Raw genomic sequence first — 15,638 nt, forward strand, 5'->3', positions numbered from 1 at the left:
CCTTCAACAGATCGTCGGTCTTCACCTACAGCGCGGTCGCGAGGGAGTCCAGCTCTGTCTTCACACACCGACGTTGGACTCCCTCGTCCTATGCACGCAGACGATCCCTTGGAATCAATCATCTAAATGTGCTCTGGGTCCGGCCTTTGGGGATGAGGTCGTCTGCGCGGGAACGGCTCAGCGAGGGCGCAGGCCGTCGAGTATCAGGTCGAGGAGCCGTTGCCAGTCGCCGCTGCCGGTGCGGATGACCGCGGAGAGCGAGCAGGCGATCATGTAGACGTCCCCGACCGTGCAGTCGTCGCGGATCGCCCCCGCGGCCTGGTCTTCTTCGATCAGGAGCCGCACGGTCGATTCGAGTTCGGCGCGTGCGGTTCCCCGGGGTTCGCTTTCGGGCGTGGCCCGGGACGTCTCGATGGCGACGGACAGTCCCCGGTCGCCCGCCAGAACCTCCCCGACGTGACGCAGGTAGCTCACCAGAGCCGTACCTGGGCTCGCGTTGTCCAGGCACTCGGTGCGGGCGAACGCCTGGATCTCGGCGAATCGGTGGTCGGCGGCAGCCTCGATGAGCGCACGCTGAGTCGGGAAGTGCCGGTAGACGGTGCCGATCCCGACCTCGGCGGCCCGCGCGACCTCGGGCATCTGGACCTCGGCGCCGCGCTCGGCGAAGAGCGTACGCGCCGCGTCCAGTATGCGGAGGCGGTTGCGCTCGGCGTCGGCACGCGGTCTACGGCTGGCGGATGGCGGCCTTGACAAGGATGACGCTCCTCTGCGACGCTCCCCGAAACGGAAGCGGATTCCTATTCCACTTATTTACCGAAGAGGATACTACCGATGCCTGAAGATCGTTTCCTTCTGCTCAGGGCCGGCGAGGCACGGCCGGGCCGGATTCCGATGCCCCCCGCGTTCGCGGTCAAGGCGATGACCGAGGACACCGAGGGCCGGTTCTCGTTGCTGGAGGTCCGCCTGGAGCGCGACATCCCCCGGCACACCCATCACGTGGCGGACGAGTGCGTCTACGTGCTGGACGGCGACCTCGGGATCGACTTCGACGACCGGAGCCTCACGGTGACCAAGGGGTCCTTCGTCCTGCTGCCGCACGGGATACCGCACGCCCTGCGCCGCGCCTCCGACCCGCCGCCCCGCGTGTTGCAGATCTCCTCGCCCGGCGGCTGGGAATGCTACCTGGCCGACCTGTTCGAGGCCGGTCCGTCGGTACTCACCGACGGTGCCCTGTACCCGGCGAAGATCAACCCGATCGCCGCGAAGTACGACATCCACTACGAGGTCCCGGCGAAGTCCTAACGGCTCGAGGCCCCCGGCTCCGAGCCCGGCCCTGTCTCGCCGGCACGGCATCCCCCTTGGGCGGATGGTGAAGGCGGCCCCAGACCGAAACGTGGGCCCGGCCCTCACGGGCTGGACCCACGTACCGCCGTACGAGGCAAGGAGCGGTCAGTTCGCCTCCTCCGGCCGCCGGCCCGGCAGGAGCTGGACGAGCGCCGCCGCGACCAGGCAGAAGCAGGTCACCGCCGCCAGGCCCGCGACGAACGCGGCCGAGAATCGGGCCGCGCCGAGAACGTCGTAGAAGACGACGCCGACGACCGCGACGCCGATCGCGCCGCCGGACTGCAACGCGGTGGACATGACGCCGGCGGCGGAGGCGGCGTACCGGGGCTCGACATCGGTCAGCGCGGTCGCGGGAAGCGGCGCCATGACCAGGCCCATGCCGCAGCCCGCGAGAAGCAGCCCGGGGATCAGCCAGCCGATCCCGCCGCCGGTCGCCCCCGCGACGAGGGCCAGCAGGCCGTACCCGAGGGCCATGGTCAGCGCGCCGACGGCGAGGACCTGACGGCCGAGCCGGCCCGCGACCTGTACCGCCCGCGAGGACGAGACGAAGTAGCCGGCCCCGAGCGCCAGGAAGATCAGGCCCGACTCCAGCGGCGACAGCCCGCGGCCCTGCTGGAGGTACAGCGCGAGGATCAGGAAGAACGAGGCGACCGCCATCTGACTGAGGACCGCGATCACGGCGCCCACGCTGAACGCCCGGTGCCGGAACAGCCCCAGGTGGATCAGCGCGCGCTCCCCGGCACGCCGCTGGTACGCGGCGAAGGCCGCGAGGACGAACGGCGCCGCGGCCAGGGACAGCCAGGTCCACAGCGGCCAGCCCTGCTGGCGTCCCTCGACGAGCGGCAGCACGATCAGGACCAGCCCGGCGGTGACGAGCAGGGCGCCCACCACGTCGAGCCGGGCCTTGGGCGCCCGCGACTCCGGCACCAGACGCATCGCCGCCGGCACCGCCACGAGCCCCACCGGAACGTTGATCAGGAAGACGCTGCGCCAGCCGAGCCCGGCGATGTCGGCCTTGATGAGCACGCCACCGATGAGCTGCCCGAACACACCGCCGAACCCCATCGCCAGCCCGTACGCGTTGAAGGCCCGCGCCCGGCGCTCACCGGTGTAGACGGTACCCACGATGCCGAGCACCTGCGGCATGAGCATGGCCGCCGCCACCCCCTGCGCGACCCGCCCCCCGACGAGGAAACCGGCACTCGGCGCGACCCCGCACGCAAGCGAGGCGAGGGTGAACAGACTCAGCCCGAGGGTGTACATCCGGCGCCGGCCGTACAGGTCACCGAGCCGCCCCCCGGTGATCAGCCCGGCGGCCAACGCGAGCCCGAACCCGGCGACGATGAACTGAATGGTGGCCGGCCCGGCGTGCAGGTCCCGCTGGGTCGCCGGAATCGCGACGTTGACGATGAAGAAGTCGAGCGTGGTGACAAAGGTCCCGGTGAGCAGGACGAGCAGGGCCCCGAGGCCGGGTACGGCGGCGGCCCGCTCCTGGGCCGGACTTTCGATGATCGCGGTGCTCATGCCGCAAGGCTCGCCGCTACAAGGTCATCCGGTCGATTACCTCTCAGGTAAGCCGGATCCCCTCCATTAAGCCTGGTCGGCAGGCTCCCACCACGTCAGGTTGGCCGCCGCCTGGGCCGCCGGCTCGATGATCTCCCAGCCCTCGGCGATCAGTCCATTTTCGATCCGCCAGATATCGACGACCGCGATCTCCGGTCCGGCGTCAGGGAGTTGTCGCCGTGAGTGCATCACGACGTGATCACCGTCGGCCAGCAGGTGGTGGATCTCGACCCGCATGTCGGCGAGCGGGGTGAGTGCCGTGCGTACGGCGGTGAGCCATTCCGTCTTGGTCGAGGAGGTCGAGTCCGGCCTGTGATGGACGAAGTCATCGCTCAGCAACGGTTCGAGCGCCTCGACGCCGCCCGTCTCGATCAATTCCGCCAGTGCCCGTTGGACGATGCTTTTGTTTCCCGTGGTCATGGACGCAGTGTTTCGGTGGTCGCGACGGTTGTCGATGAAATGGGATTTCATGGCGTACTGCTCCACGATGAGTACTCTCGATGACCGTGCATACGGTCGGTGAGCTCCTGCGGCAGTGGCGGCATCGCCGGCGACTCAGCCAGCTCGAGCTTGCGATCGCGGCCGACGTCTCGGCTCGTCACGTCAGCCTCGTCGAGACGGGCAGGTCCAACCCGAGCGCCGACATGGTTCTCCGGCTCGCGGACCAGCTCGATGTGCCGCTGCGTGAGCGCAACCGGCTGTTGCTCGCGGCCGGCTTCGCCCCCCGGTACACCGAGCGGCCACTCGACGACGACGCGCTGTCGGCGGCCCGGGGCGCGGTCGCAAGGGTGCTCCGCGCGCATGAGCCGTACCCGGCGTTGGCCTTCGATCGCCGGTGGAACATCGTGCTGACCAACCGCGCGGTCGAGCCGTTCTTCGCCGGCGTCGATCCCGACCTGCTCCGGCCGCCGGTCAACCTGGTTCGGCTGGGGCTGGACCCGCGCGGGTTCGCTCCTCTGGTCGTCAACCTGGCCGACGTGCGTATGGTGTTCCGCTCCCGGATCAGGCGTCAGCTCGCCGTCGCCCCCGACGCCGAGCTCGCCGCGCTCTATGAGGAACTGCTGGAGCCCGGCTCCGAGGACGAGAGCCGGGTCGAATCCGACGTCGTGATCCCGATGATCCTTCGCCTCGACGGACGAGAGCTGCGGCTGTTCTCGACCATCACCACGTTCGGCACACCGATGGACATCACGCTGGACGAGGTCGCGATCGAGTCGTACTACCCGGCGGACACGGAGAGCGCCGCCTACTTCGACTGATCCGCTTTGGGGCGAAAGTCTCTCGACATCAAGTATCTTGACGTCGAGCTTGCAGTCGTGCAGGCTGACCCCTGATCTCTTGACGTCAAGGTTTTTTGGATGCGGATCGGGGGCCGACGATGGGGCGCGGTGGAAGGCGACGGCGCGGGGACGGTCTCCTGATCCAGCTGCGTCATCCACCCGGCGGCCGGGATGCCCGGATCATGCTGGGCGCGCAGTTCGTCGACCGGACGGGGACCGGAGTATGGGGCGCGTCCTCGGTTCTGTACTTCGCCTTCATGGCTCGGCTGCACGCCGGGCAGATCGGCGTGATGCTGGGCATCGCCGGAGTGGCGGGCATCGCCGGATCGCCGCTGGCGGGCCGGCTGGCCGGGCGATTCTCGCTGCGGCCGCTGCTCGCCGGCTGCCATCTGGTGCGCCTTGGAGTCCTCTGCCTGTTGCCGGTCTCCAGCGCCTTCGCCGTGTTGCTGCCCGTGGTCTCCGTCATGTGCATCGGGGAGGGCGCGGCGAAGATGCTGGAAATGCTGTTCGCGACCGAGGTGGCCGGGGTGCGGCGCTCGACGTTCCGTGCCCTGTCGAGGAGTGCCATGAACGCCGGGTACGCGCTCGGTGCGGGCCTCGCCGCGATCGGGCTCGCCGTGGGAACCGCGGACGCCTACCGCGCTTTGATCGGGATGAACGCGCTGTCGTTCGGCGTCGCGGCGTTCATGGTGTGGCGCATCCGGGAGCACTCCGGCGCGGCCCGGCCGACGCGGCCCGCCCGTACGACGGCGGTGGCCGCGCGGAGCCCCTGGCGGGACGGCGGCTATCTGCTGTTCGTGCTGTTCGACACCCCGATGAACCTGGACGACTCGATCCTCAAGGTGGGGCTGCCGCTGTGGCTGGTGAGCCGTACGGCCGCACCACACGCTCTGGTTCCGGCCTTCCTCGCGATCAACACGGTGCTGGTCGTCGCCTTGCAGATGCGGGTGTCGGCGAAGGCCGAGGGACCGCACCGTGCGACGCGGATTCTGACGCTGTACGGGCTGACGCTGCTGACGAGCTGTGCGGTCATGGCGGCGGTCGTCGATGCGGGGCCGTGGGCCGCCTCGGCCGGACTGCTCGCCGCGGCGACACTGATCACGCTGGCCGAGCTGGTCCGTTCGGTGAGCTCCTGGGAACTGGCGGTCTCGCTCGCGCCCCGGGAGGCGCGGGCGGCGTACCTCGGCGTGGCCGGCATGGCCCAGTCCGTCCAGCGGTCCGCCGGGCCTCCGCTGCTGACCGGCGTGGTACTCCCTCTCGGACCGGTCGGCTGGCTCGCCCTCGGCGCCGCGGTCACCGGGCTCTCGCTGGCGCAGCGGCGCGCCTGCGAGCGACGGCTCAGCACCCTGCCGCCCCACGGCCCAGACGAGCCGTCACCTCTCAACCGTGCGCGGTCCCTCGAGGTACATCAATGATCGCGCCGCCCGGCCGAGCGGGAGCGACGCGTGGTCAGGAGTCGACCCAGCCGCGGTCGCGGGCCAGCTCCAGCAGGTTCCTGCGCAGCTGGAGGATCTGTTCGCCGGTCAGGCTGGGTACGCGGAGGAGCACTTCGGTGACGTCCTGGGTGAACTCGCTCGCCGACAGCACGTCGCACAGCTCGTCGGCGTCCGGCAGGTCCGCGCGGCGCGCCGCCGGGGTGGACTGCCGCACGAGGCGCACGGTGGACGCCTTCAGGCCGCGGTCGCCCTCGGAGATGTCGAACTCGACCCTGGAACCGACCTTGAACTGCGATTTGTCCGCCATGAGGTCGTTGGCGTGGACGAAGACGTCCTCCCCGCCGCCCTCCGGGGCGATGAAACCGTATCCGCGAACCTCGTCGAACCGCACAATGCTTCCAGCCGTCACCGCAATAACCTCGTTATCCGCACTAACTCCCCATCAATGCGAGGCCATGCTACCTCCCCGCATCCGTCGCTCTACCCTAGAATGACGTTCTAAAAAACCGCTTCCGCGACCAACGGAGGGGCCGATGAGCGGCGAGCTGAAGGTGACGTGCGATCCGGCGGATGTCGGCCTCGATGCCGGGCGGCTGCGCCGCATCGACGCACACTTCGCCCCGTACGTCGACGACGGGCGGCTGCCCGGCTGGCTGACCCTGGTCAGCCGTCGCGGCGAGATCGCCCACCTGTCCGCGTACGGCGTGCGTGACCTGGCCTCCGGCGCGCCGGTCGAGACCGACACCCTCTTCCGCATCTACTCGATGTCGAAGCCGATCACCTCGGTGGCGGCGATGATGCTGTACGAGGAGGGCGCCTTCGAGCTGACCGATCCGATCAGCCGCTTCCTGCCGGCCTTCGCCGACATGCGGGTGTATGAGAAGGGCACGGCGGAGTCCCCCATCACCCGTCCCGCGGCCGAGCCGATCCGCGTCTGGCACCTGCTCACCCACACCTCCGGGCTCGCGTACGGGTTCCAGCACGTCAGCGTGGTCGACGAGCTCTACCGCGCGGTCGGCTTCGACCGGTCGACGCCGCGCGGCCTCGACCTGGCCGGCGCCGTCGACCGGCTGGCCGGGCTCCCCCTGCTCTTCGAGCCCGGCTCGGAGTGGAACTACTCCATGGCCACCGACGTCCTCGGGCGGCTGGTCGAGGTGGTGTCCGGACAGTCGCTGGACCGCTTCTTCGCCGAGCGGATCTTCGGCCCGCTGGGGATGACCGACACGGGCTTCCACGTCGGCGCGGACGACGCCGGGCGGATGGCGTCGTTGTACTACGCGGGCCCCGACGGCCGCGCCACGCTGCTCGACATGGGCGACAGTGCCTTCCGGCCGCCGCGCGCGCTGTCGGGCGGCGGAGGGCTGATCTCCGGTGCGGGCGACTACCACCGGTTCTGCCAGATGCTGCTGGGCGGCGGCGAGCTGGACGGCGTACGGCTGCTGAGCCCGCGCACGGTGGCGTACATGACGCGCAACCACCTGCCGGGCGGCGCCGACCTGGAGGAGTTCGGCCGCCCGGTGTTCGCCGAGGTCTCCTACGCGGGGGTCGGCTTCGGCCTGGGTTTCGCGGTCGTGGAGGACGCGGCGAAGACGAGGTCGCTGACGTCGGAGGGCGAGTACAACTGGGGCGGGGCGGCGAGTACGGCGTTCTGGATCGACCCGGCCGAGGACCTGACGGTCGTCTTCTTGACCCAGCTGCTGCCCTCGAACGCCCACCCGATCCGCACCCGGTTGAAGCAGCTCGTCTATCAGGCCATCGTCGACTGAGTCACGCCCGCACGGCAGGCGTCTCGCTGCGGAAGGTCCGGCCCAGCTCGGGGCCGAGGCCGAAGTAGTGACGGAAGTTGTAGATCAGCGGGCTCCACCGCGCCGGGTCGACGTGCTGGGTCCCCGGCACGACGAGCCGGGGATCGGCGTGGACCCGCAGGACGTGCGCCTCGACGATGAGGAACACGCCCGTGGTGTCGGTCCGCACCTCGGCGGCGCGGGCCTCCAACTGGATCGGGCACTCGGCGACGCGAGGCGGCCGGACGAGCTCGGCGGGCAGCGGACGCAGCCCGGCGGCGTCGAACTTGGCCGGCTCGTACCGGAACGTGCCCCGCTGGTGCGGCGGAACGGGGTCCTGCCCGGTCAGCGGCGCCAGCCGTTCGACGGCCGCCCAGTGTTCGGGTGCCGGCAGGTTGATCACGACCTCGGGACGTGCGAGCAGGTTGTGCGCGGTCTGGCCGTGCACGCCGAGCCCGAGGACCACCGTCTGGCCGAGCGCCCAGGCCGACGACATCGGCGCGAGGTTGGCCGTGCCGTCCTCGTTCTCGGTGCTGAGCAGCACGACCGGCGTCCCGAAGTACAGGATGCTCGGCGTGATGACCTGGTGCTCCGCGGTCGCCTCCGCTGTGATCTCCATGGTCTGAGACCGTAGCCGCGGATCATTTCGACGCCGGCCGAATCGTCAGCGCCGGGAACGACGAGCGCAGGCCTTCGCCTGGGTCAGCAGGGCGCGTATCTGCAGGACGCCCTGGGCCGGGTTGCGCAGCGGAGTGGGGAAGGGCAGGCGTACGTCGCGGTGCCCGTTCGCCCGGCAGAGGCGCAGGACGACGCCGTAACGGTCGAGCCGCAGCGGGTCAACGCGGGTCACGCCGAGCAGGGACCGGCGGTCGACCAGTTGGGCCAGCAGCTCGACGGCGTCCCCGTGGGCGTCGGCGAGGTGGATGAGCAGCTCCGCCTCGGTCGCCGCGAGCGGGTCCGGCTCGGCGGCGGCCAGCTCGTCCACCTCCATCTCGAACCGCCCCCCGTCGTACTGGAGCTCGGCGGTCACCGTCTCGAAGCACAGCGCCTCCTCGCTCGCGCCCTGGCGGTCGAAGCCCAGCCAGCCGCCCAGCAGCACCCGGGCACGGACCCGGCCGGGCACCGACACGGGCGCGATGTCGGTGAACTCCAGCGAGGCGGCCAGGTCGCCGCCCGGCGCCCGGGCGACCTCCGCGCCCACGTGGCTGCCGGCCGGCACGTTGAGCAGCAGGCGGCCGGGGGTCTCCAGCGAGTGCAGGCCGACGAGGTCGACGCGATGCATCTCGGTCGTCAGGGTCAGGGACCGGGACGCGGCGAGCACGGACCGGATCAGCTCGGCGGGGGTCGGTTCCGCGACGGGCGCCGCGGTGTGATCGGTGGCGGACATCCAGCCTCCTAAGTAAGGTAAGCCTAACCTTAGTCTGCGAAAGGACGTCCGTGAACAGCTCGCGCCCGAAAACCAAACGCTCCCGTGCCCTGGGGATCCCGCTCACGCCCAAGTGCGTCCGCTACTTCGAACGCCGCCCGTACCCGCCCGGCGTGCACGGACGCGGACGCAAGCAGACGTCGGACTACAAGACGCGGCTGCTGGAGAAGCAGCGGCTGCGCGCCCAGTACAACGTGAGCGAGAAGCAGCTGCGCCGCGCCTTCGAGCGGTCCACGCGCGGCAAGGGCCGTACCGGCGACGCGCTGCTGGCCGACCTGGAGACCCGGCTCGACGCCGTGGTGCTGCGGGCCGGGTTCGCCCGCACGATCTACCAGGCCCGACAGTTCGTCTCGCACCGGCACATCCTGGTGGACGGCGCGCGCGTCAACATCCCCTCCTACCGCGTACGGCCCGGCTCCGTAATCACCGTGGCCGAGCGCAGCCGGAGGATGCCGCCCTTCGTGGAGGCCGCGGCGGGCGCGCACGCGCCGGAGCACCTCCCGGAATACCTCCAGGCCGACCACACGCAGCTGGTCGCGCGATTCGTACGTCTCCCGGAGCGGCACGAGATCCCGGTGCGGTGCGACGTCCAGCTCGTCGTGGAGTACTACTCGCGCTGACGGAGCGGGGGTCGAGGTTCTCCAGGGGGGCGGCGGGCCGTCCGTCCGGCTCTCCGCCTCCTCAGGGATCGCGGTACGCGACGGGGCGTACAGCATGACGGCCGGCGCTGACCCGCCAGGTCAGCGCCGGAACCCGGGAGGTAAACCACTTCACAGCTTTAATCAAGCCGATAAAGAAGCCATTCACCAGCACATTCGATCTCTTGACGGGTCTGTTTTCCGCATGTTTAATCACGCCATGAATTAAGCCCCAGACCGTGTGGAGACCCAAGGGCCCCGCCAGAGCCGTCCGGTCTCCACTCCCCCTCAGGAGACGATCGATGAGATCTCTGTCCCTCCCCCGCGCCGCGACGGCCCTCTGGGCCATGGTCCTGGCGCTCGCCGTCCTGCTGGTCGCACCGCCGCGGCCGGCCCATGCGGCGGACGCCCTGCTCTCCCAGGGCAGGCCCGCCACCGCCTCCTCCACCGAGAACGCCGGCACCCCCGCCTCCGCCGCCGTGGACGGTGACACCGGCACCCGCTGGTCCAGCGCCTTCAGCGACCCCCAGTGGCTCCAGGTCGACCTCGGCTCCTCCGCCACCATCAGCCAGGTCGTCCTCAACTGGGAGGCCGCGTACGCCACCGCGTACCAGATCCAGGTGTCGGCGGACGGCTCCAACTGGAGCACCGTCTACTCCACGACCACCGGCGCGGGCGGCACGCAGACGCTGACCGTCAGCGGCACCGGCCGCTACGTCCGCATGTACGGCACCGCCCGGCAGACCCAGTACGGCTACTCGCTGTGGGAGTTCCAGGTGTACGGCTCGACCGGCGGCACCACGCCGCCGCCGGCCGGCGGCGGTGACCTCGGGCCGAACGTCAAGGTCTTCGACCCGTCGATGTCGAGCGGCAGCGTCCAGAGCCAGCTCGACTCGGTCTTCAGCCAGCAGGAGAGCAACCAGTTCGGTTCGCAGCGGTACGCGCTGCTGTTCAAGCCGGGCAGCTACAACGTCAACGCCAACATCGGCTTCTACACCTCGATCGCCGGTCTGGGCCGGAACGTCGACGACGTGAACATCAACGGCGGGGTCACCGTCGACGCCGGCTGGTTCAACGGGAACGCCACGCAGAACTTCTGGCGTTCGGCGGAGAACCTGTCGATCACCCCGTCCGGCGGGTACGACCGCTGGGCGGTCGCGCAGGCGGCGCCGTTCCGCCGCATCCACGTCCGCGGCGACCTCAACCTCTCACCGACCGGGTACGGCTGGGCCAGCGGTGGCTACATCGCCGACTCCAAGATCGATGGCACCGTCCAGCCGTACTCCCAGCAGCAGTGGCTCACCCGGGACAGTCAGATCGGCGGCAACCTCAACGGGGTCTGGAACATGGTCTTCTCCGGGGTGGTCGGCGCGCCCGCGCAGAGCTTCCCCAACCCGCCGTACACCGTCCTGGCCAACAGCCCGGTGACCCGGGAGAAGCCCTACCTGTACGTCGACGGCGCCGGTAACTACAACGTGCTCGTGCCGAGCCTGCGCACGAACTCGCGCGGCACCACCTGGGCGAGCGGCTCGACCCCCGGCACGTCGATCCCGCTGAGCCAGTTCTACGTCGCCCATCCCGGTGACAGCGCCGCCACCATCAACGCCGCGCTGAACTCGGGGCTGAACCTGCTGTTCACGCCCGGCGTCTACCACGTCAGCCAGACGATCAACGTGACGCACGCGAACACCGTCGTGCTCGGGCTCGGGTACGCCACGATCGTGCCGGACGGCGGCGTGACACCCATGTCGGTCGCCGACGTCGACGGCGTGAAGCTGGCCGGGCTGCTGTTCGACGCCGGGACGACCAACTCGCCGGTGCTGCTCCAGGTCGGCCCGAGCGGCTCGTCGGCGAGCCACGCGAGCAACCCGACCTCGATCCAGGACGTCTTCTTCCGCATCGGCGGCGCCGGGGCGGGCAAGGCGACCAACAGCCTGGTCGTGAACAGCGCCAACGCGATCATCGACCACATCTGGGCCTGGCGCGCCGACCACGGCTCGGGCGTCGGCTGGACCACCAACACCGCCGACACCGGGCTCATCGTGAACGGCGCGAACGTCACGGCGTACGGCCTGTTCGTCGAGCACTACCAGAAGTACAACGTCGTCTGGAACGGCCAGGGCGGCAAGACGATCTTCTTCCAGAACGAGTTGCCGTACGACCCGCCGAACCAGGCCGCCTACATGAACGGGAGCACCCGCGGCTACGCCGCCTACAAGGTGGCCGACAACGTCACCAGCCATGAGGGCTGGGGCCTGGGCAGCTACTGCTACTTCAACGTCGACCCGTCGATCGTGGACGAGCACGGCTTCGAGGTCCCGAACAACTCCGGCGTGAAGTTCCACGACCTGCTCACGGTGTCGCTCGGCGGCAACGGAGTCATCAACCACGTGATCAACAGCACCGGTGCCGCCGCGCAGGGCACCGACACGGTGCCGGTGAACATCACCAGCTACCCGTGATCACAGCGCCGGCCGGCGTGTTTCAATGAGCGCGAACCGGTCGGCCCGCGCCCGCCATGGCTGGGCGCGGGCCGGCCGGTTCCCACGACTCGGCGCCCGGCCTCAGCCCCAGGTCAGAAACCGGTAGTGCAGCCCGGTCGACGACTCCTGCCACGCTCCGACGGAGTCCGGCGGGCGCCCCACGTCCGGTGCGTGCGTGTCGCCTTCGAAGGACTCCCGGATCTCGGTGACCACGATCCGGTCCGCGAACGGCAGCGCCGCCCGATACACCTCTGCACCGCCGATCACCCACACGTCCCCGGACACCGCGGCGAGCGCCCGTTTCAGGTCGGGGAAGGTGTCCACACCCTCCTGCGGCGTGCGCGACAGCACGAGATTGCGCCTGCCCGGCAGCGGCCGGAACCGCGGCGGCAGCGACTCCCAGGTGCGGCGGCCCATGAGCACGGCCGCGCCCTCGGTCAGGGAGCGGAAGTGCTTCATGTCCTCCGGCAGGTGCCAGGGCAGCGCGCCCTCGTGGCCGATGACGCCGTTCGCCGACTGTGCCCAGACGAGCCCGATCACACCGCCACCGGTGCCTTGATGCCGGGGTGCGGGTCGTAGCCGTCGAGCGCGATGTGCTCGTAGGTGTAGTCGAACAGGCTGTCCGCCGGCTTCAGGCTCAGCGTGGGGAACGGCCGCGCCTCGCGGGCGAGCTGCGTGCGGACCTGCTCCTCGTGGTTGTCATAGATGTGACAGTCGCCTCCGGTCCAGACGAAGTCACCGACGGCGAGACCCACCTGCTCGGCGATCATGTGCGTCAGCAGCGCGTAGCTCGCGATGTTGAACGGCACGCCGAGGAACAGGTCCGCGCTGCGCTGGTACAGCTGGCAGGAGAGCCTGCCGTCAGCGACGTAGAACTGGAAGAACGCGTGGCACGGCGGCAGCGCCATGCGCGGGATGTCGGCGACGTTCCACGCGGAGACGATGATCCGCCGGGAGTCGGGGTTCTCGCGCAGCGTGCGCAGCACCTCGCCGATCTGGTCGACGTGCCCGCCATCCGGCGTCGGCCACGACCGCCACTGCACGCCGTAGACCGGGCCGAGGTCACCGTCCGGCGCGGCCCACTCGTCCCAGATCGTGACGCCGTTCTCCCGCAGCCACGTGACGTTCGCGTCGCCGCGCAGGAACCACAGCAGCTCGTACGCGATCGAGCGGAAGTGGACCTTCTTCGTCGTGATCAGCGGAAAGCCGTCGGACAGCCGGTAGCGCAGCTGGTGACCGAAGATCGACCGCGTGCCCGTGCCAGTGCGGTCCCCCTTGCGGGCTCCCGTGTCGAGAACGTGGCGAAGCAGGTCTTCGTACTGCGTGTCCGGCATACCCCTGAGCTTAGAGCGCCCGGCGGTAGGCGTGCTCCGGTGGTCGGGGTGGATACCCACCCGCTGGACCGCCACGACTCGGGGCGTATGTGGGATTCCCTGCTTCCCCCGGTCAACGGGCGAGCGGCCTGCCTTCTCCCCACCGCACGGAGCCTTGGTGATGCAGCCGTCGACCGAGATCTCATCGAGGCGGAGGCCGATCATGCGGTCGTACGCCTCCAGGGTGGCACAGCCGTCCTTGCGGTCACAGAGCGTAGAGAACTCCATGATCGCGTAGGCCTGTGCCCGTTCCGCTGCCACCCCAGAACACAGACCGTCTCTCGCGACCTACTGCCGGTCGCTCTTAGTGACCCCGCCGTACCGGCAGGGTCGCCAGCCGGTTGATGATCAGTGACGGCAGCCGTTCCAGCGACTCGGCCGGCACCGCGAGGGTGAGGTCGCCGAACCGGCGCAGCAGCGCGTCGAGCGCGATCCGGGTCTCCAGCCGGGCCAGCGGAGCGCCCAGGCAGTGGTGGACGCCGTGCCCGAACGCCAGGTGGCCGCCGGCGTCGCGGGTCAGGTCGAGCACGCCGGGGCCCGGGAAGCGCGCCGGGTCGCGGTTGGCCGCCAGCAGCGCGACGACGATGTTCTCCCCCGCCGGGATCCACTGCCCGGCCACCTCGATCGGCTCGGCGGTGATGGACGGGATCGGCACCTGCGCCGGGGAGTCGTAGCGCAGCAGTTCCTCGATCGCGACGGGCAGCCGCTGCGGCTCGGCCCGCAGGAGCGCGAGCCGGGCGGGGTCGGCGAACAGGGCGTTCATCCCGTTGGCGATGAGGTTGACGGTCGTCTCGTGCCCGGCGAGCAGCAGGAGGTGGACCATCGAGGTCAGCTCGTCCTCGGTCAGCCGGTCCTCGCCGTCGCGGACGGCGATCAGCGCGGACAGCAGGTCGTCGGCCGGCGCGCGGCGCTTGTCCGCCAGCAGCACGCGCAAGAACTCCACCATCTCCGCCGAGGCGCGGTGGTAGGCCTCGTACCCGGCGAACCGGCCCGCCAGCAGCGGCCCCGCCCAGCCTCGGACGTCCTCCCGCGACCCCGGCGGCACGCCGAGCAGTTCGCAGATCACCGTGATGGCCAGCGGCGCGGCGAACACGGTGATCAGGTCGGCCTCGCCCTTCGCCTCCAGGGCCTCCTCCAGGTCGCCGAGCAGTTCGTCGCAGATCCGCTCGATGCGCGGGGTGAGCGCCTCGACGCGCCGCCGGGTGAAGGCGGCCGACACCAGGCGTCGCAGCCGGGTGTGCTCGGGTGGGTCGGTGTTCAGCATGTGGGAGTCCAGGGCCGACCGCAGCTCGGCCGGCAACTCGTCCCCGTACGGCGAGGTGGACGCGCCCCGCTTGACCACCCGCGGGTCGGTGAGCACGGCCTTCGCCTCGGCGTAGCCGGTCACGACCCAGGCGTCCGCGCCGGTGGCGAGCCTCATGTGGTGCACCGGGCCGACCGCGGCCAGCTCGGCGAGTGCACGGTGCCGCGCACCGTCCGACACGGCGATGAAGGGGTCGTCAGCGGTCGTCATGCGGCGATCCTTCCATGATCGCCGCGCGGGCGTCAGTGGGTCACGTAGGGGGTCAGGGCGTCACGGATCTGGCGGATGTAGGGGGTGGCCTCCCGCACGTTGCCACGGGGGTCGTTCGCGTGGACGACCGTCGCCGGTGGGCAGGAGCCGCCGTTCTCGTCGTCGTCCGCGCCGAACCGGTCGCCGGAGAACCGCGCGGTGGCGACGCGTGCGCCGGTGCGGGCCTCGTACAGGGTGACGCGGAAGTCGGTCTTGTACAGGTCGACGGAGTAGGTGCCCGTGGGCCCGCCGGGACCGCCGAGCGGGCCGTCGACGGGCCCGGACTGCGCGGTGTAGTCGCAGCGCTTCACGAAGCCGCCGCGGCCCGCGGCCTCGACGCACGCGACCAGCTGGACCGCCGCGGGATCGGCCGGGTCCCAGACGTCGAGCGCGCCGCCGCCGAACGCCTCCGGATGGTCCTCGCGCACGTTCCAGTAGCCGTACACGAAGACCGGGTGCGGCTGCGCCGCGGAACGCGCCGCCGCCTGCTTGAAGCCGTGCGGCTTGTCGCACATGGCGCGGTAGCCGGAGACCGTGAACGGCTTCCCGTCGTGGAACAGCGCGAAGGCGCCGCCGCCGAGGACGACGACTCCGGCGAGTACTCCCGCCACGATCGTCAACCGTCTCACCCGTGATCCCTCCGGCCGGCCTGCCCCCGCCCGACCGTACGGCAGAGCCGCCGTGCGGCGTCAAGGCCCTTGGGCCGGCCGGGCCGTGGCCGGATCCGGGCGGCGGTCACCGCGCCGCCGGCGCCGACTC

At 70.5% G+C, this 15,638-nt stretch carries 17 protein-coding genes and 1 pseudogene; 6 read left to right on the plus strand and 12 right to left on the minus strand.

Translation table 11 applies throughout. From position 1 onward, the window contains the following. Positions 1 to 177: 177 nt before the first annotated feature. A complete protein-coding gene (locus ACFFNX_RS22535) occupies positions 178 to 753 on the minus strand; it encodes a TetR/AcrR family transcriptional regulator (protein ID WP_378205553.1) in 576 nt (191 codons plus the stop codon). Between the two features lie 78 nt (positions 754 to 831). Between ACFFNX_RS22535 and ACFFNX_RS22540 the strand changes: the two genes are divergently transcribed. Then, complete coding sequence (locus tag ACFFNX_RS22540) at positions 832 to 1,302, plus strand: cupin domain-containing protein (protein WP_378205556.1); 471 nt, start codon at positions 832 to 834, stop codon at positions 1,300 to 1,302. Positions 1,303 to 1,449: 147 nt separating this feature from the next. On the opposite strand, the gene ACFFNX_RS22545 is transcribed toward ACFFNX_RS22540, so the two are convergent. Then, complete coding sequence (locus tag ACFFNX_RS22545; protein WP_378205559.1) at positions 1,450 to 2,868, minus strand: MFS transporter; 1,419 nt, start codon at positions 2,866 to 2,868, stop codon at positions 1,450 to 1,452. A 66-nt stretch (positions 2,869 to 2,934) separates the two neighbouring features. Continuing rightward, positions 2,935 to 3,393: a nuclear transport factor 2 family protein gene (locus ACFFNX_RS22550; protein ID WP_378205562.1), complete on the minus strand. Its 459-nt coding sequence runs from the start codon at positions 3,391 to 3,393 to the stop codon at positions 2,935 to 2,937. Between the two features lie 14 nt (positions 3,394 to 3,407). Between ACFFNX_RS22550 and ACFFNX_RS22555 the strand changes: the two genes are divergently transcribed. Then, a complete protein-coding gene (locus tag ACFFNX_RS22555; protein ID WP_378205565.1) occupies positions 3,408 to 4,166 on the plus strand; it encodes a helix-turn-helix domain-containing protein in 759 nt (252 codons plus the stop codon). Between the two features lie 203 nt (positions 4,167 to 4,369). After that, a complete protein-coding gene (locus ACFFNX_RS22560) occupies positions 4,370 to 5,602 on the plus strand; it encodes an MFS transporter (protein WP_378205568.1) in 1,233 nt (410 codons plus the stop codon). Positions 5,603 to 5,636: 34 nt separating this feature from the next. Here ACFFNX_RS22560 and ACFFNX_RS22565 read toward each other — a convergent pair whose 3' ends face one another. Continuing rightward, positions 5,637 to 6,032 carry a cold-shock protein gene (locus tag ACFFNX_RS22565; protein ID WP_378205571.1) on the minus strand — a complete coding sequence of 132 codons (396 nt, stop codon included), beginning with the start codon at positions 6,030 to 6,032 and terminating at the stop codon, positions 5,637 to 5,639. Positions 6,033 to 6,156: 124 nt separating this feature from the next. Here ACFFNX_RS22565 and ACFFNX_RS22570 point away from each other — a divergent pair, with 124 nt between their 5' ends. Next, the gene (locus ACFFNX_RS22570) at positions 6,157 to 7,389 is read left to right on the plus strand and encodes a serine hydrolase domain-containing protein (RefSeq protein WP_378205574.1); all 1,233 of its coding nucleotides are present in this window, start codon (positions 6,157 to 6,159) and stop codon (positions 7,387 to 7,389) included. A 1-nt stretch (position 7,390) separates the two neighbouring features. Here the strand turns inward: ACFFNX_RS22570 and ACFFNX_RS22575 are convergent, their stop codons facing one another. Together ACFFNX_RS22575 and ACFFNX_RS22580 are read right to left on the minus strand one after the other, a co-directional pair. Then, positions 7,391 to 8,026, minus strand: coding sequence for a flavin reductase family protein (locus tag ACFFNX_RS22575; protein ID WP_378205577.1), 636 nt, complete (start codon positions 8,024 to 8,026; stop codon positions 7,391 to 7,393). 45 nt (positions 8,027 to 8,071) lie between these two features. Further along, the gene (locus tag ACFFNX_RS22580; protein WP_378205580.1) at positions 8,072 to 8,794 is read right to left on the minus strand and encodes a DUF2470 domain-containing protein; all 723 of its coding nucleotides are present in this window, start codon (positions 8,792 to 8,794) and stop codon (positions 8,072 to 8,074) included. Between the two features lie 50 nt (positions 8,795 to 8,844). Here ACFFNX_RS22580 and rpsD point away from each other — a divergent pair, with 50 nt between their 5' ends. Then, on the plus strand, positions 8,845 to 9,453 hold the full coding sequence (gene rpsD, locus ACFFNX_RS22585) for a 30S ribosomal protein S4 (RefSeq protein ID WP_378205583.1): 609 nt from the start codon (positions 8,845 to 8,847) through the stop codon (positions 9,451 to 9,453). A gap of 61 nt (positions 9,454 to 9,514) precedes the next feature. Here the strand turns inward: rpsD and ACFFNX_RS22590 are convergent, their stop codons facing one another. Continuing rightward, positions 9,515 to 9,688 carry a hypothetical protein gene (locus ACFFNX_RS22590; protein WP_378205586.1) on the minus strand — a complete coding sequence of 58 codons (174 nt, stop codon included), beginning with the start codon at positions 9,686 to 9,688 and terminating at the stop codon, positions 9,515 to 9,517. Positions 9,689 to 9,773: 85 nt separating this feature from the next. Between ACFFNX_RS22590 and ACFFNX_RS22595 the strand changes: the two genes are divergently transcribed. Further along, positions 9,774 to 11,933, plus strand: a complete 2,160-nt coding sequence (locus tag ACFFNX_RS22595; protein WP_378205589.1) for a pectate lyase-like domain-containing protein — start codon at positions 9,774 to 9,776, stop codon at positions 11,931 to 11,933. A 102-nt stretch (positions 11,934 to 12,035) separates the two neighbouring features. Here the strand turns inward: ACFFNX_RS22595 and ACFFNX_RS22600 are convergent, their stop codons facing one another. The 5 genes and pseudogenes from ACFFNX_RS22600 to ACFFNX_RS22620 all read right to left on the minus strand — a co-directional run bounded on the left by ACFFNX_RS22600 (position 12,036) and on the right by ACFFNX_RS22620 (position 15,508). Then, positions 12,036 to 12,494, minus strand: a complete 459-nt coding sequence (locus ACFFNX_RS22600; RefSeq protein ID WP_378205591.1) for a dihydrofolate reductase — start codon at positions 12,492 to 12,494, stop codon at positions 12,036 to 12,038. Then, positions 12,491 to 13,288, minus strand: a complete 798-nt coding sequence (locus tag ACFFNX_RS22605; RefSeq protein ID WP_378205599.1) for a thymidylate synthase — start codon at positions 13,286 to 13,288, stop codon at positions 12,491 to 12,493. Before ACFFNX_RS22605 ends, ACFFNX_RS22600 begins: the two co-directional genes overlap by 4 nt. 51 nt (positions 13,289 to 13,339) lie before the next feature. Beyond that, positions 13,340 to 13,510 (minus strand): annotated as a pseudogene (locus tag ACFFNX_RS22610) (IS5/IS1182 family transposase); the annotation flags it as partial. A 121-nt stretch (positions 13,511 to 13,631) separates the two neighbouring features. Then, a complete protein-coding gene (locus tag ACFFNX_RS22615; RefSeq protein ID WP_378205594.1) occupies positions 13,632 to 14,840 on the minus strand; it encodes a cytochrome P450 family protein in 1,209 nt (402 codons plus the stop codon). A gap of 32 nt (positions 14,841 to 14,872) precedes the next feature. Continuing rightward, complete coding sequence (locus ACFFNX_RS22620) at positions 14,873 to 15,508, minus strand: hypothetical protein (protein WP_378205597.1); 636 nt, start codon at positions 15,506 to 15,508, stop codon at positions 14,873 to 14,875. Positions 15,509 to 15,638: the final 130 nt, after the last annotated feature.

Origin of the sequence: Actinoallomurus acaciae (assembly GCF_042429965.1) — a bacterium.
In the GTDB taxonomy this organism is placed as follows: domain Bacteria; phylum Actinomycetota; class Actinomycetes; order Streptosporangiales; family Streptosporangiaceae; genus Actinoallomurus; species Actinoallomurus acaciae.